The following is a 15,662-nucleotide window of genomic DNA, read 5'->3' on the forward strand; positions in this document are numbered from 1 at the left end:
CAGGCTTTCTGAGAAAAAAGCCAACAAATTGCCTATGTAACATATCCAATATATCATGCTGCTTCTCCACAAACCAAATCCCGAATAATAACAGGAAAATTTCGTCTTCACAACGAAAACATGTATGAGAAGAAGAACAATCTTTAAGGAGGCGTTTTTTGTGCCGTATGCCTGGACCCATATCTTGTTTGGAAATCATGTTATCAAACAAGCAAATCTCCCTGAACCGCAAAACCGCCCTTTCTTTCAACTGGGGTGCCAGGGGCCTGATTTTTTGTTCTTCCACCGCTTTTGGCCATGGATCAAAGATGATCGTGTCAGCAGGCTGGGTGACCTTTTTCACACTTGTCATTGCGGACCCGTCTTAATGGATCTGATTGATGCTGCCAAATCAGTACCCACACTTCAGGATTATGTGGCAGGTTTTGTCACTCACCATATCCTGGACCGGACTGCCCATCCCTATATCCATTACCGGGCAGGATATCAAAAGTTTAAACATCAAAGATTAGAAGTGGCCATTGATACACTGGTTGCCAAAAATCTAAAAAATATAGAGGTATGGCGTACATCTGTCGTTCCTGAAATCGACATCGGACATGAGCTTCCTCCCGAGCTGGCAGAAACCCTGCATCAAGTTTCTTGTAAGTATTACCCGGAAGCAGCCGGAGAATTGCAACCCCATGAATATAGTGCTGCCTACCGGGATATGAAAAAAGCATTGCGCCTCTTTTTTGATCCCTGGGGGATCAAATGGCTGCTTACACTGGGAAAAATCCAGCCATTCCGTCATTCCAAACGCATTCCATCCCGCGATTTTCTTAATATCAACCAGAATATGTGGACTCATCCCGCAGTTCCTGAGGAAACGCATAACGAGAGCTTCTGGGATTTATGGGAGATGGCAGTTGCCGAAGGGAAATCAATCTTAACAAATGTTTATCACTACTGGGAAAACGGCGGAAAAGAAACAAGAGAAACTTTAGCTGAACAAATCGGTGACCGTTCTTATGATACAGGCAAAGACTGTTCTCTCAATCTGGTAAACCGGCTGTCAGACCCTCTGGTATAATAGTTTTGTGAGGAGGTAGATTTATGGAAACCATTCAATTGGGAACATCTGATTTAAAAGTTCCACGTATCGGCCTGGGTACATGGGCAATCGGTGGAACGGCCTGGGGAGGAACGGATGAAAAAGAGTCAATCCAGACCATCCTTCGGGCTCTGGAGATGGGCATGAATCTGATCGACACCGCTCCCGTCTACGGTTTTGGAGTATCTGAGGAGTTTTGCGGCAAGGCCGTTGCAGAATTTGGAAAGCGTGATCAGGTGATGATTGCCACCAAATGCGGATTGGAGTGGGGTGGTGATCCGAAACGGGTCTGGCGCAACTCTACACGGGAACGCATTTTAAAAGAAGTGGATGACAGTTTGCGCCGCCTGCGTACCGATTACATAGATTTATACCAGATTCATTGGCCCGATCCGGAGACACCGATCGAAGAAACAGCCGAAACACTTTATCAATTATACAAAGCAGGAAAAATCCGTGCGATCGGAGTGAGCAACTACAATCCGGAACAAATGGATGAATGGCGCCGGGTGGCACCTCTTCATAGTAACCAGCCGCCATTGAGCCTGTTTACAGACCATCTGAAGGAGACGGTATTCCGTTACTGTAAACAACATAACATCGGCACCCTCACCTGGGGAACACTGGCTCACGCTCTATTGACCGGCAAATTTGATGAAAATTCCACCTTCCCGGAAGATGATCTCCGCCACCGCCATCCGATGTTTCAAGGCGAACGGTTTAAACAGTATCTTGCGGCAGTGGAAAAGCTTAAGCAAATGGCTGCCGGGAGAGGGAAAACGGTCGCTCAATTAGCGGTGCGCTGGGCATTGGACCAACCCGGAGTTTCACTGGTTTTATGGGGAGCACGCCGTCCGGATCAATTGGCCGAAATAGAAGGTGTCATGAATTGGAACTTATCCAAAGACGAATTGGAACAGATTGAAAAAATCGTCTCAGAAACCGTGACCAACCCTGTACCGCCCAATCCCAACTCTGGACCCCCGCTTCGTTCTGCTGTAAAATAAATTTATTCTAAAAAAAGATAGACCGAGCCGAAAAAGTAAACTTTATCGGCTCGGTTTTGTTTACAAGAGGGGGGAAATTATGCTGGAAGCGCTCATCCATGGTATTGTACTCGCATTTGGACTCATTATTCCGCTTGGAGTGCAAAATGTGTTTGTATTTAACCAGGGAGCTACACAGCCGTCTTTGTGGTGGGCCCTGCCTGCAGTCATCATGGCTTCGGTCTGTGACACGCTGCTCATTCTGCTGGCCGTGCTCGGTGTCTCCGTGATTGTGTTTACCTTTGCCTGGATCAAAATGATTCTGTTTACAATCGGCTTTTTTTTCCTGCTTTATATGGGCTGGGTGATTTGGAAATCAGAACCCTCATCGCAAAATGGTTCCGGGCAACTGTCCGCCAAACAACAGATCGCTTTTGCCGCATCTGTTTCTTTGCTCAATCCCCATGCCATTCTTGATACGATCGGCGTGATTGGGACAAGCTCACTTCATTATACAGACGAAGCGAAATGGATATTCACCTTCGCCTGTATCATCGTCTCCTGGCTCTGGTTTCTCGGTTTGGCAATCGCTGGCCGGGTTGTGGGCCATATGGACCCCGAGGGACGTTGGCTCAGGCGGATTAACAAATTATCTGCATTGATTATATGGGGAGTGGCTGTGTATTTGGGAATCGAGTTGACTACTTCTCTGTGATGGCAGTTTTTTGTCCCCCGGCAAGCCCCCCTCTATAATGGAAATTTTGCCACAATCTTATAAAAACATTTCATTCTGGCGAACGGAGGAGTGAATATGAACTCTGCGGCTCTTGCCCATTTTCTGCAAGGATCGAAGAAGGGGCTCCCCATTGTGGTTGGTTATATTCCGATTGCGATCGCGTTTGGAGTACTGGCTCGTCAGGCAGACTTGCCGATTCTGCCGACGATCTTGATGTCCATACTGGTTTATGCAGGTGCCAGCCAATTTATGGCTGTGAATATGCTGGTCAGCGGTACAGCCGGGCTGGAGATTGTGATCGCTACATTTATCTTGAACCTTCGCCATCTGATCATGAGCCTTTCCATGATGAATATACTGCGTCACGTCCCCAAGAGTTGGAAAAGCTTACTGTCGTTTGGTGTCACTGATGAGAGCTTTGCCGTCGCCTCTTTAGAAGCTTCAGAAAACGGCTCCCGCTTACATCATTTTTTTGTCCTCGGCCTTTTTACAACAGCCTATGCCTCATGGATTGCCGGTACATGGGCCGGGGCAGTTCTCTATCAGCTGATCCCGGCTTCCATCAGTGACAGTATGTCAATTGCTCTTTACGCGATGTTTATCGGGCTTCTTGTCCCCGCTGCGCAAAAAGCATGGCGCGTTGGACTCATTGCGGCCGCCAGTATGATTTTATGTACTCTCTTCAACCAGGTATTCAGTACAGGCTGGTCCGTAGTTCTGGCAACCATTTTTGGCAGTGTGGCGGGCATATTTGTGTATGAAAAGGAGGAGGAGCAATGAATGTGGGACAAATGATGCTCATCGTGGTTGGGATGGCTGTTGTTACTTATTTACCCCGCCTTTTGCCCGTTTTTATACTGGAAAAATTGTCACTCTCTCCGGCATTCGGCAGATGGCTGAACAGCATCCCTTACGCGGCTCTGGGTGCCCTGATTTTTCCCGGTATTTTAAGCATAGATGCGGCCAATCCCTGGATTGGACTAATCGGCGGCGCAGTGGCCTGTCTGTTTGCTATACTGCGCCTGCCCATCCTGGTAATCATCATAGGTTCGATTTTTGCAGTTTGGCTGTCTCGCTTTTGGTTATAAAAGGAAAAAAGCATCCGCCCGGTGAAAGCGGATGCTCAGTTTTTTAGTTCTCCAAAAAGCGCAAAACAAGATAGAACAGAAATCCCATCAAGGCCGTACCGGGGAGAGTTAAAATCCAGGCATACACGATTTTGGTCGCTACTGTCCAACGGACACTTCTCACCCGTTCCGCGGAACCCACTCCGATAATGGAACCTGTAATGGTATGGGTGGTACTGACAGGAATACCGATTTTAGCAACTGTGGTCAACAGGAGCGCAGCCCCGGTCTCAGCGGCAAATCCCTGGGGCGCTTCCAAACGGCTGAGTCGTGACCCAATCGTATGAATAATCTTTCTTCCGCCCATGGCTGTGCCAAGCGCCATTGCTGTCCCTGCAGCCACGACAACCCAGAAAGGAACTTTCATTTCTTGCTGGTATCCGGCTGTCACCAGAGCCAGAGTGATAATCCCCATTGCCTTCTGCGCATCGCTCGCCCCATGGCTAAAGGCCATAAATGCGGAAGAGAGGATCTGAAAAGGGCGAAAAATGCGTTTCACCTTGGAGCCGGGGGTATTTTGGAAAAATTTACGGATAACTTTCATAAGAGCAAAGCCCAATAATCCCCCCAGAACCGGGGAAACCAGCAAAGCGATCAAAATGGTGATGATCCCCTTGACCTGAAGCACCTCAGGCCCCTTAAATGCCAGCGCTGCTCCCACCAAACTGCCAATCAGTGCATGAGAAGAACTGGTAGGCAATCCCATCAATACCGTGACAACATTCCAGGTAATCACCGCCAGTAAGGCAGAGATAAGTACAATTTGTGTAATTCCGTTAGGATCAACAATATCTTTTCCAATTGTTTTGGCAACCTCAGTCGAAAAAAAAGCACCCACCAGGTTAAGCACGGCAGCCATCGCGATGGCCATTCCCGGCGAGAGCGTGCGAGTCCCCACAACCGTTGCAATCGCGTTCGCCGTATCGTGCCACCCGTTGGTAAAGTCAAACGCAAGAGCGAGAACGATCACGGCGACAAGCACCCAAAATGGATCAAGCATACTTCATTACCACACTTTCCATGAGGTCCATCAAATCTTCAAATGTATCAGTTACGTCTTCCAGTCTTTCGTAAATCTCTTTCATTTTTATCAACTCTACCGGATTGACCGGTTCTTCAAATAAGGTGCTGACACTTTCCCTCATCAACTTGTCGCCCTCATTTTCCAGGTTATTAATTTCGATTGATATCTTCCGAATCGTGGCATAATCCCTCTTCTCCAGGGCGATAAATGAATCTTGCAATTGACGGGCGCATTCTTCCAGAATTTCTGCAAATTTGACGAGATAGGGAGTTGATTTGTCCACATGCATATAGACAAAACGCGCCGCACAAGCTTCAACTCCGTCCAGCACATCATCCAAATTGGTCGCCAGTTTTAAGATATCTTCATGGTCAAGAGGTGTGACAAAAGTTTGGTTAAGCTCTTTGATTAAAAGGTGCGTATATTCGTCCCCTTTCGATTCCAGTTCTTTGATTCGTTCGGCATATTTTTCTTTTTCTTCCAGAGTCTCAACATTCTCCCTGAACAGTTGGACCGCTTCACAGATGTTAGCTGTTGCGTCTACCATCAGTTGATAAAAAAGCTGATCTTTTGAACGGTTAAAAAGCACCTTTGTTTCCTCCCGTTAATATAATCTTAACCAAAGCTTATCTTACTCTTAATAAAGCGCGCTGAAAATCATCTCAACGCACTCGTCACGAATTATTTATGTTTGATTAATATAATCTTAATATAATCTTTACAATCCAAAAACTCAGTCCGCCATGAATCACTTCCGTAAGCGGGATTCATCCCGCTTGCCGAAGATTAAGGGGCAATTTGTCCGGTTGCCATCATCCAGACCTCATATCCTCCTAATAGTATAATCCCCAGCGCTAGGAACCATTCAAAAGCAGAGAACCACCTTCTCTTATATTCCCGTTGAACCTGGATAAACAGAGGGATTCCCACTGCATACAACACAGCAACTATGAGTAAATATTCCGGGCCGGCAGCATATAAGAGCCAAACCGCGTACAGAGTTGCGACTCCGCCGATCAGGCGGTCTGTAACCATCTCCTTGCTTCCCGGACTGTAGGTATCTTCCGTCCTCAGTAACTTTAATTGATACAGAGCCGAGAAAAGATAGGGAATTAAAACGGCTACACTCGCCATCGAATAAACAATTTGATAAGTGGATTCAGCAAAGAGAACAATAATAATAAAGGTTTGAGTCAAGAAACTTGTCCACCATAGTGAAATCACCGGACTGTTGTTTTTGTTTTCGCGGGCAAAGCTCTTCGGAAACATACCATCTTTTGCTGCAACATAAGGAATCTCAACAGCCAGCAGGGTCCAGCTGAGCATTGCTCCGAGCAGTGACGCAGTCAGACCCAGATTAATGACAATCGCTCCCCAGTCCCCAACGATATATTCCAATACAAACGCCATGGAAGGTTCCGGTAATTTGGCCAACTCTTCGCGAGGCATAATACCGAGTGAAAGAATAGAGATCAACATATAAACCATCAATGTCCCCACAAGTCCAATAACCGTTGCCCTACCGACATCCCGGTGTCGCCTGGCTCTTCCCGAGAGAACAACCGCTCCTTCCACTCCGACAAAAGCCCATAAGGTTACCAGCATGGTGTCTTTGACCTGTGTCAATACCGAGCTCCAATGAAAGCCGGTGCCTTTCCCCCAGAAATCGGTCAGGAAGATCCCTCTGTGAAACATAAAGATCATTACAACAATAAAAAGACAGATGGGTATCAACTTGGCAATGGTGGTGATGATATTAATAAATGAAGCCTCTTTGATACCGCGCAAAATCAGCCAGTGAATCCCCCAGACGAACAGAGTACCGCCAATCACGGAGGGCAAATTATTCCCTTGCCCGAAAACAGGGAAAAAGTAACTGAATGAACCAAAGAGAAGAGTCACAAAAGCGACATTTCCGAGTATAGTAGCGATCCAGTATCCCCAGGCGCTGTTAAAACCGATAAAAGGGCCAAAACCAGCGCGGGCATAACTGTAAATCCCCCCGGCCAATTCGCTCTTTCGGTTGGACAAATTTTGAAAAACAAGGGCAAGAGATATCATTCCCACACCCGTAATCACCCAGGCAATCATTACGCCGCCGCTATTGGCACCCGCAGCCATATCCTTTGGCAGGTTAAAAGCTCCTCCGCCAATCATGGTGCCGACCACAGCAGCCATAAGTGCCCATAAATTCAACTGTTTATTTCCCACCAAACAACCACTCCAATATTTTTCATTCACATATTCCTTTACCTCTTATGATCACGTTCCGGAGAATTTCTTGTTGCAAAGAACTTCCGCCCGCAAAATTTGCAGTGTCATTTGTTCTCTGTATAAGAACAAATACTTATGTATCGTAATTTACCTCTCTGCCATAGCAAAGTGTAAAAGTATGGTAAACAGAAAAAAGCGCTGTCAGGAGAATTTCCTCCCGTACAGCGCTTTTTCCTTCATGCATGGGAACTTGAGGGAATAAATGTCCCTTCAATATACAAAAACAAAATGTTCAAGTCACAGATGATTTTCGATATTTCATTCATCTCATCAGTCAGATTGAAAAAGATTTCATCATCTTCCGCTTCTTTTAACGCCTCAAACCGCTCCATATATTCACGTTCAAACCGTTTGATCCGCTCCGGAATCCGGGCACAGATCTGCTGGCATTTCATTTCAAATTCCTGTTGCACTTCATCTGACAATGTCTCATAGTCAACATGCAAAACCGGACGATCAATTCCGAGCCGCTCATCGAAGCGGATTTCATAAGCTGCGGTTGTCATCTGATTCACTCCGAACGATCTGTTGCTGTTTCGCCTACCGGCACGCGCATTTTCCCTATCCGATCTTTACCCTCACGGATTTTGCTTTCCAGTTCTTCTTCGATCTTTTCCCGTTTGATCTTTGCCAGATCCTGCGGTTTTCCGCCGTTTTCCTGCCAGACCTTTTCAAGCTCTCCAAAGCTTTCCTTCCATTCTTCGTCTAAGGCTTCACCAATATTTTCCTGACGCTCGTCGGCATAACCCCCCACCTGTTTCCAACGGTGGTCGATCCAACTGCCAATTTCAACCCAGGCTTCTCCGTCGATTTTCCCCTTCTCCTTGATGTAATCATTCGCTTCGTCCAGGCGCTTATACTCTTGATCCGATTTTGTTACTATCTTTTCATAATGCTTTTCCAGCCGCTGATCATCGTAGCGATATGACTGGTAGATGGCTTCCGCGGCCCTCTGTGCCCATGGGGCATTCAGCTGCTGAACATCTTTTACACGGGTTTGCAAGGTTTCTTTCAACTCTTCTGCGTTCTCCACTGTCCGATAATCTCCGCCGGTGATATCAGACACTTTTCTCAGCTCGTTTTCTATTTCATGTTCTACATCCAAACCGATAATATGGACTTTTGCGCGAAACTGAGACCGGTTTATCAATCGAGCAGCTTCCAGCGGATTCCCGCCGCAAGTATCTGAACCGTCACTGATCACCAACACCATATTTTCTACTGTGTCGGGAGTACCTTTTTGCATATCCTGGTAGCTCGAACTGATCGCATAAGCAAAGGGGGTCCAACCCGTAGGATTTACCTTGTTAAAGACCGATGCAAGTTTTTTGGCATCATATTGATTAGCCATATACACCTTCTCTACATCCGAGCATGAGAGGGCTTTATCCTTTTTCTTATTGCTGCCCTTATGTCCGTAGACACGGAGGGTTAATGTGTATCTCTCTTTAGGGAGTTTCGCAGCGAAATCACGAATCGCTTCCTCGACCTCGGCCATTTTCTCTTGCCCGTCCATTTTTCCGCCCATGCTTCCGCTGGCATCGAGAAGGACAACAATATTTGCCTTTTTAGGTGGCGGTTCAGGTGGTTTTTGAGCTTGTGCAGGGTTTGGTTTCGCCGCCGGAGGTTTCTCTTTCGCTTTCGGAGGTATTAAAGCTTCCAACGCGCGCAGCTTTTCCCCGTAATCAGGGTTTTCCATCCCATCAAAGATTTCCACATCTTTTTTATAACTTTCACCGACCAGCCCCAGTAAGTAAGCATATGCCTTATCTTCAGATAAACCCTTTGGCATTTGATTCAATGCTTTGGTAACTTTGGACTGATCATAGTTATCCCCTGCATACTTGCCTTTGCCAATATCATTCAAAATTTGTTTTAACTCAATATGAGGAGAAGGGCTTTTCGGGATCTCATCTTCTTTTACAATGACTTTCTCTTCCGCTTCTTCTTCCTCCGCTGCCTGTGAAGCCAGTTCATCCACTTTTTCAATTTTACTGCCAGTGGTTTGTTGGATTTGTTGAATGACGGATGCACAACCGCTCAGTGTCCAACTGAAGCAAATCAAACATGCGATCAAAAGACGCTTAGCCGGTCGCATAGGGACCTCCTTTGGACTTACTCTGTCTTTCGCATTGCGGGTGAAAAAGATCATCTTTTTTAATCCCAAGACTCTCAATCGTTTACTTGCCCAGTTTGTATTTAGATTACTCGATTCCGTAACATTTGACAACACCCGGCAAAACACCTGGTACAGGATCAGTTACCCGATCAGCGGCCTCTCTTCGGGATATCGATACGGCGGCTGTTTTAGGCTTCTGGCTAAGGCCATGGCAATAGTGAGAGGGCCGAGCCGGCCGGCGAACATTGTAATTGTGATGAGAATCTTTCCTTCTAAACTGAGCTCACTGGTGAGTCCCATTGATAATCCACAGGTTCCAAAAGCGGAGACTGTTTCAAACATGGCTGTTAAAATATTGTTTGGATTTTCTGTGATGGTCAAGAGCATGGTGACGATCAACACCACAGTGATGGAAGCAACGGTAACTGTCAACGCTTTATAAACCTGGTTATAAGGAATCCTGCGTCGAAAAGTAACCACATTCTCCCGCCCGCGGATCATTCCCCACACTGCCAGTAAAATCGTGGCCAGGGTAGTTGTTTTAATTCCCCCACCCGTAGAACTCGGAGATGCCCCAACAAACATAAGGAAGAGGGTAAAGAATAAAGTGGCCGGATACATATCCGCCAGGCTGAGCGTATTAAATCCCGCCGAACGCGGTGTGAGAGAGTGAAAAAAGGAAGCGAGTAGCTTGTCATACCATGGCAAGTTACCCAAAGTAGCGGGATTCCTCCATTCAATGGCTAAAATCACCACCATACCAACGAAAATGAGAATTCCGGTCATGGTCAATACTAATTTGGTATGTAAACTGAGTCGTTTGGTAACCCGATACTCGACCAGTTCCAGTATCACAATAAAACCAAGGCCGCCCAGAGTAAAGAGACCACCGATCGTCAAATTAACCACCGGATCTCCCACATAACGAACGAGGCTGCTAAATTTCTCATAGTCGCCGAACAAGTCAAAGCCCGCGTTATTAAAAGCGGACACAGAGTGGAACATGGCATAATAGAGGCCTTTTCCCCACCCCCATTCAGGAATAAAGCGAAGAGAAAGAATAATAAATCCTACCCCCTCAATCACCAGGGTCATGATGACAACCGCTAATACAAGCCTTACCACGCCCTGCATATCAATCTTGTTAAACGCTTCTCTTAAAATAAGGCGTTCACGAATACCAATCTTTTTTCCGACGAGGAGTGCAAAAAAAGTGGCAAATGTCATTATTCCAATCCCGCCCACCTGGAAGAGAATCATTATCACCATTTCCCCAAACGTGCTAAAAGTAGTGGCGGTGTCCACCACTACCAGCCCCGTTAGACATACTGCCGATGTCGCTGTAAACAGGGCGTCAATAAAAGGAAGAGGCTGTCCGTTCTCTGTAGAAATCGGCAATGACAACAAAAATGCCCCTGCCAAAATCGTGGCGGCAAAGCCGATTACCAGCACCTGGGGCGGAGATAACTTTTTAACAAAACCGTTCTGCACCTGATTCATAAGACATTCCTTCCGCTGAACATTGTTTTCCGTTCATTTGTTCAGAGTGTTTGATTTAGATTATAATGTAGACAATCCCCTGTAAAAAAGCAAGGGGGTCCAAACCAGATGAATTTAGACTTGGGACTGATACGATGGAAAATCAACATACACGTGTGATAGTAGGAATGTCGGGCGGAGTGGATTCATCCGTCACCGCCTGGCTCTTGAAAGAACAGGGCTATGATGTGATCGGCCTGTTTATGAAAAACTGGGATGATACAGATGAATTTGGCCATTGTACCGCGACCGAAGACTTTGAGGATGTACGCCGGGTATGTGCCCAGATTGGGATCCCCTACTACTCGGTCAACTTTGAAAAGGAGTATGAACAAAAAGTATTCCAGTACTTTTTAGATGAGTACCGCAAGGGGAGAACCCCCAATCCCGATGTGATGTGTAACCGCGAGATTAAGTTCGGGGAATTTTTGGCCAAAGCCAAACAACTCGGGGCGGACTATATGGCAACAGGCCATTATGCCCAAGTGATAGAGATCGACGGACAAAAATTTTTAGCGCGCGGGGCAGACCCCAATAAGGATCAAACATATTTTCTCTATGCGGTAAAGAAGGCACAGCTTTTTCAAGCGATGTTCCCGATCGGGCACATGAATAAATCGGAGGTGAGAGAACTGGCCGGTAAAGCCGGGCTCGCCACCGCGAAAAAGAAAGACAGTACGGGTATCTGCTTTATCGGAGAGAGAAACTTTAAAGAATTTCTTCAGCATTACCTCCCTGCCCAGCCCGGTGAGATCCGTACACTGGATGGAGAAAAGAAAGGAACCCATGACGGGTTGATGTATTATACACTGGGACAGCGCCAGGGATTGGGGATCGGAGGAGGCTCCGGCACAGGTGATCCCTGGTTCGTGGTCAAAAAAGATGTCAAAAACAATATTTTGTATGTTGCACAGGGACATGATCATGAAGCTTTATACTCCAAAGGCTTAATTGCCAGCGATTTAAACTGGCTGGGTGAAGGGGATCCCTTCCCCGCCGAGCCGTTTGAATGTACAGCCAAGTTCCGCTACCGCCAAAAAGATCAAGAAGTACGGGTAGTTCCGCAGTCTGACGGAACCTGCAAGATTGAGTTTAAAGAGCCGCAACGAGCGGTAACACCCGGGCAATCCGTCGTCCTTTACAGTGGGGAAATTTGTCTCGGCGGCGGAATCATCGATCAAACATTTTAAGCGAAAACAACCCACCAGCCAACTGTTTGGCTGGTGGGTTGTTTTGACTTTCTCCTGAAAAGATTCAGGCTATTTACCTATGTGGTAATAGTATGGTAGCCGGATCATATCACCGTCTTTGGACATGATTTGCAGATACCCTTGATAATCCCCTTCAGATTTGCTGAGGGTATTCGCCGCCACGTCAATCGTTCCGGTTTGACCGGGCCTGAGTGTAAGGACCAGGCTGTTATGTTTGACCGTTATATTGCGGTCCGGCTTAACGAAGTACGACTGTCTCTTTTTGGTGGTATTTTTCAGCGTAATCCGAATGGTCCCTTCACTTTTGGCGCCTTTTTTATTCAGCTTGCCAAAACTAAGGCTCGCCGGATTGGCCAACGCCACCGGTTTCAACGCTTTGCCCACGTTGATAATACCTGCCCCTACTTCCAGAGGCAAAGGTGCGCTTTTGGGGTCACGGGCTGTCCCCATCAAGGCCGATTTAAAATCTTGCGGGGTCCAGTCCGGATGGGCCTGTTTGAGGAGAGCAACCGCACCGGCAACGTGGGGAGTGGCCATAGATGTTCCATTATACGAAGAAAGTCCTCCGCCGACCACACTTGAATAAACATTCACACCCACGGCGGCGACATCCGGCTTTAAGGTGTAGTGAATGGTGGGACCCCGCGAGGAGAAGCCGGCGATCAAACTGTCATTGGTGCTTGTGAACTCTTGGTCCGGGCCGGGTTCCATGACAGCTGAACCGGATTTGCCGGCTAAGATCCAGGCTCCGTCCCGGTCTGTAACCATGACCATCGGAATGGTAACAGATGCGTCAACAGACATCAGGGTTGGATCACCAGAGCTGTTATTGACCAGGATCACACCCACGGCACCTTTTTCCTTGGCGTGGGTGGCTTTATCGGTAAAAGTACAGCTCCCCCGCTTGAGGACTGCAATTTTACCGGTCAAATCAGCAGCGATAGGCTCACAGCCAAGTCCGTTTCCTTCACTGACCACCGCCAGGGGAGCAGCCACTTTTTGCGTTACTTTTCCACCGGGGTCTGAAGAGCCAACCGGAACTACCCGCTCCTCTCCGTCTACGGTGACCGTGATGGATTTCCCGAAAAAGTGATTATTGGAGACAGCCGCTACGGTGATCGCTTTCTCGGCAATCCCCGGAGACTCTACAGTCATCGCCCCCGGACCGGAATTACCAGCAGCAATCACCATTGTCATCCCCGCATCGCTGGCGGCATTTACCACCTCAACCAGCAAATCAAATCCGGGTGTTGCCGTCCCGCCCAGGCTGAGATTGGCAATATCCATCCCGTCATTGACAGCCTGTTCGATCGCCGCAGCGATATGAATACTCTCTGCGGAACAGGGCTCATCATCCGGACAGGGAAAAACATTATAGTTACCCAGATATGCTTTAGGAGCAACCCCGCTCAAAGTACCGCCGGCAAGCCCGGTGGGATCCTTGTATCCCGCTTTACCGGCAATGGTTCCGGCTACATGTGTACCATGAGACCCTAGAGCTTCCGGTGTGGCGACGGGATCAGGGCTGAATACTTTTGCTACAATCACCTTATTGCTGGTAAATTTAAGCCAGTCGTCCGTTCCCGCTTTCGGAAAGCCTTCCGGCATCTCGAGTGAGGGATCTTTTAAGTATGGATGGTTGACATCAATTCCGCTGTCGATCACGGCAACTTTTATACCTGCACCGTCATATCCTTCTTTCCATGCCGGCATGGTATTAATAATTAAATGACTCCGATTCATTAAGGGGCGATACTGTTTACTTTGAACAACCTTTTTTACACCGGGTCCCTGAGCTAATCGTTTGGCTTCGGCCTCGTTCGCTTTAACAGCCAGGCCATTCAGTGTGAGGGAGTATTCCTGAATGACCCTGGTTGATTTTACATTTTGCTTCAGCCATTGCTTATAATCGGCCCGTTTTTTTGCCAGATAGCTGCGATAATTTTTCACATCTGCAGATTGGGGATTGAGCTTTTCATTTGCTGTAACTTTAGTCGCTTGCAAGCCTTGAACTCCGCCCTTATAGGTTGCAACAGGCTGATCTTCCAGTTGGACAAAGTAGTAATCACTCTCATTGGAAGCAGCTGGTGCAGACCGGCTTTCTCCCGAATAGGCAGAAGCGACTGAAAAACTGGCAAAAACAAGAACCGAACTTAAGACCAAAGATAACCAAAATCGCCATTTGCCCTTCATTTCGTGCCCCCTAGTAATTTTTGTTTTTAAAGGTATATTATTTTTATACGGCAACGATGTTTTTGAACCCTTCTATTTTTATCACAATTATGATGCAAAATGTTTCCTATGTTTATCTAATAGCAAATTTTTTCTGTTTTTTTACAGGACTTTGGCCTGCAATGAAAAAATTGTAATAGAGTAGCATGAGAAAGTTGTGGACGAAGGGGGATTTCATCAGTGAGGCGTAAGTATTGGTTAAGCGGTCCGAAGCAGAAAGAAAAGAATCACTTGTCGCCGGACAACGGGCCACAAATCAAATGCAAGTCAATCTCCTTTATCGCTGCAGGGCTCAGTTGTTCAATCTTATCTTTTGGCAGTACATTTTTCATTCTGCATGCGGATCAGCCCGGTAAAGAAATAAACCTGATCTCGCATGAGCGATATCCTACCGACTCTTATGTTTCTGCCGCAGAACCCATGGTCAAATTGCCGCCCGAGAACCCGGACTTGAATAATCATCCACCCCGATCGCGCGCAAACCGGTCCAATCACCAAAAAAATCAACCGGCAGCCCTACATATAAATCAATCCGGGACCGAAACAGCACCCAAACACACAAAAGATCATGCCTGGTTAGTTTCAGCGAGTGACCTGCAAGATGATGATGACCTGAGTACCTTTGTCCAGCAAATGGATACCGTTGACAGCATCTATTTATCAGGATTTGAACTTCAACCCACCGGAGAAGTAAAAAGTACACCGGCAACGGCAAAGATACTTGTGCAGATCCTTCCTCTCGCCCGGGAAAAAGGAGTAAATGTGTATCCGGCTGTTGAAAGCGGAAATGACCCGGACCGAATTCACCATCTCATTTCTACTCCACAAAGCCGGAAGCAGACTGTGAATCAAATGCAACAATTTGTACTGGCCAATCAATTTGCCGGATTGATCCTGAACCTGGAGCCGATTTATACCTCTGACCGTAAATTTTTCACCTTATTTGTTGAGGGGTTAACCAAACAATTGGAGCAGCAGAAAAAAACGGTCAGCCTCCCTGCCTCCACCAGGACAGTATCCCGTCCGGCTCCAAACCCGAACCTCTCTCAGGACAACCGCCCTTCAATAAAAGACACGATCACAAACGGACATGTTAAAACAGACCTTCCATTGGTAAAAAACAAGCCGGAACCATTTACCGGAAAACCGTTGATTCCTTCGACGGAGGACACAAAAAAATCTAGCAGGAAACCTGCTATCCCTCAAAAGTACGGCAATCCGGAGTCGTTTCAACTCCCCGTTCCCCCGGTTTCAATACCAGGATTCAAACAGGCAAAGTAACGATTCCAGCGTGCCGGGGGATGATGCCCCAGGTCCATAC

The 15,662-nt window shown here is 47.1% G+C and carries 14 protein-coding genes; 7 read left to right on the top strand and 7 right to left on the bottom strand.

The genetic code is table 11. The features are described from left to right. Positions 1 to 160: 160 nt before the first annotated feature. The 5 genes from I8U27_RS03090 (at position 161) to I8U27_RS03110 (ending at position 3,903) form a co-directional block, all read left to right on the top strand. Complete coding sequence (locus tag I8U27_RS03090; protein WP_181749974.1) at positions 161 to 1,072, top strand: zinc dependent phospholipase C family protein; 912 nt, start codon at positions 161 to 163, stop codon at positions 1,070 to 1,072. Between the two features lie 23 nt (positions 1,073 to 1,095). Continuing rightward, positions 1,096 to 2,100 carry an aldo/keto reductase gene (locus I8U27_RS03095; protein WP_181749973.1) on the top strand — a complete coding sequence of 335 codons (1,005 nt, stop codon included), beginning with the start codon at positions 1,096 to 1,098 and terminating at the stop codon, positions 2,098 to 2,100. Positions 2,101 to 2,179: 79 nt separating this feature from the next. Then, on the top strand, positions 2,180 to 2,794 hold the full coding sequence (locus I8U27_RS03100) for a LysE/ArgO family amino acid transporter (RefSeq protein ID WP_181749972.1): 615 nt from the start codon (positions 2,180 to 2,182) through the stop codon (positions 2,792 to 2,794). 96 nt (positions 2,795 to 2,890) lie between these two features. Continuing rightward, positions 2,891 to 3,595: an AzlC family ABC transporter permease gene (locus tag I8U27_RS03105; protein WP_181749971.1), complete on the top strand. Its 705-nt coding sequence runs from the start codon at positions 2,891 to 2,893 to the stop codon at positions 3,593 to 3,595. Continuing rightward, positions 3,592 to 3,903, top strand: coding sequence for an AzlD domain-containing protein (locus I8U27_RS03110; protein ID WP_181749970.1), 312 nt, complete (start codon positions 3,592 to 3,594; stop codon positions 3,901 to 3,903). The genes I8U27_RS03105 and I8U27_RS03110 overlap by 4 nt, the downstream gene beginning before the upstream one ends. Before the next feature lie 43 nt (positions 3,904 to 3,946). Here I8U27_RS03110 and I8U27_RS03115 read toward each other — a convergent pair whose 3' ends face one another. From I8U27_RS03115 to I8U27_RS03140, 6 genes are all read right to left on the bottom strand, one after another. Further along, a complete protein-coding gene (locus tag I8U27_RS03115; protein ID WP_181749969.1) occupies positions 3,947 to 4,942 on the bottom strand; it encodes an inorganic phosphate transporter in 996 nt (331 codons plus the stop codon). Beyond that, positions 4,935 to 5,555, bottom strand: coding sequence for a DUF47 domain-containing protein (locus I8U27_RS03120; RefSeq protein ID WP_181749968.1), 621 nt, complete (start codon positions 5,553 to 5,555; stop codon positions 4,935 to 4,937). The genes I8U27_RS03115 and I8U27_RS03120 overlap by 8 nt, the downstream gene beginning before the upstream one ends. A 197-nt stretch (positions 5,556 to 5,752) precedes the next feature. Further along, the gene (arcD, locus tag I8U27_RS03125; RefSeq protein ID WP_181750520.1) at positions 5,753 to 7,180 is read right to left on the bottom strand and encodes an arginine-ornithine antiporter; all 1,428 of its coding nucleotides are present in this window, start codon (positions 7,178 to 7,180) and stop codon (positions 5,753 to 5,755) included. A gap of 236 nt (positions 7,181 to 7,416) precedes the next feature. Next, positions 7,417 to 7,746: a hypothetical protein gene (locus I8U27_RS03130; protein WP_181749967.1), complete on the bottom strand. Its 330-nt coding sequence runs from the start codon at positions 7,744 to 7,746 to the stop codon at positions 7,417 to 7,419. Between the two features lie 5 nt (positions 7,747 to 7,751). Next, a complete protein-coding gene (locus I8U27_RS03135; protein WP_181749966.1) occupies positions 7,752 to 9,338 on the bottom strand; it encodes a vWA domain-containing protein in 1,587 nt (528 codons plus the stop codon). A 162-nt stretch (positions 9,339 to 9,500) separates the two neighbouring features. Beyond that, positions 9,501 to 10,859, bottom strand: coding sequence for a TrkH family potassium uptake protein (locus I8U27_RS03140; RefSeq protein ID WP_181749965.1), 1,359 nt, complete (start codon positions 10,857 to 10,859; stop codon positions 9,501 to 9,503). A 134-nt stretch (positions 10,860 to 10,993) separates the two neighbouring features. Here I8U27_RS03140 and mnmA point away from each other — a divergent pair, with 134 nt between their 5' ends. Then, a complete protein-coding gene (mnmA, locus tag I8U27_RS03145) occupies positions 10,994 to 12,088 on the top strand; it encodes a tRNA 2-thiouridine(34) synthase MnmA (protein WP_181749964.1) in 1,095 nt (364 codons plus the stop codon). 69 nt (positions 12,089 to 12,157) lie between these two features. On the opposite strand, the gene I8U27_RS03150 is transcribed toward mnmA, so the two are convergent. After that, positions 12,158 to 14,302 carry a S8 family serine peptidase gene (locus tag I8U27_RS03150; RefSeq protein ID WP_181749963.1) on the bottom strand — a complete coding sequence of 715 codons (2,145 nt, stop codon included), beginning with the start codon at positions 14,300 to 14,302 and terminating at the stop codon, positions 12,158 to 12,160. 219 nt (positions 14,303 to 14,521) lie between these two features. Here I8U27_RS03150 and I8U27_RS03155 point away from each other — a divergent pair, with 219 nt between their 5' ends. Further along, positions 14,522 to 15,622 carry a glycoside hydrolase family 18 protein gene (locus I8U27_RS03155; RefSeq protein ID WP_181749962.1) on the top strand — a complete coding sequence of 367 codons (1,101 nt, stop codon included), beginning with the start codon at positions 14,522 to 14,524 and terminating at the stop codon, positions 15,620 to 15,622. The last annotated feature ends 40 nt before the right edge of the window (positions 15,623 to 15,662 follow it).

The sequence above is a fragment of the Paenactinomyces guangxiensis genome (genome assembly GCF_016055185.1).
Lineage (GTDB): Bacteria > Bacillota > Bacilli > Thermoactinomycetales > Thermoactinomycetaceae > Paenactinomyces > Paenactinomyces guangxiensis.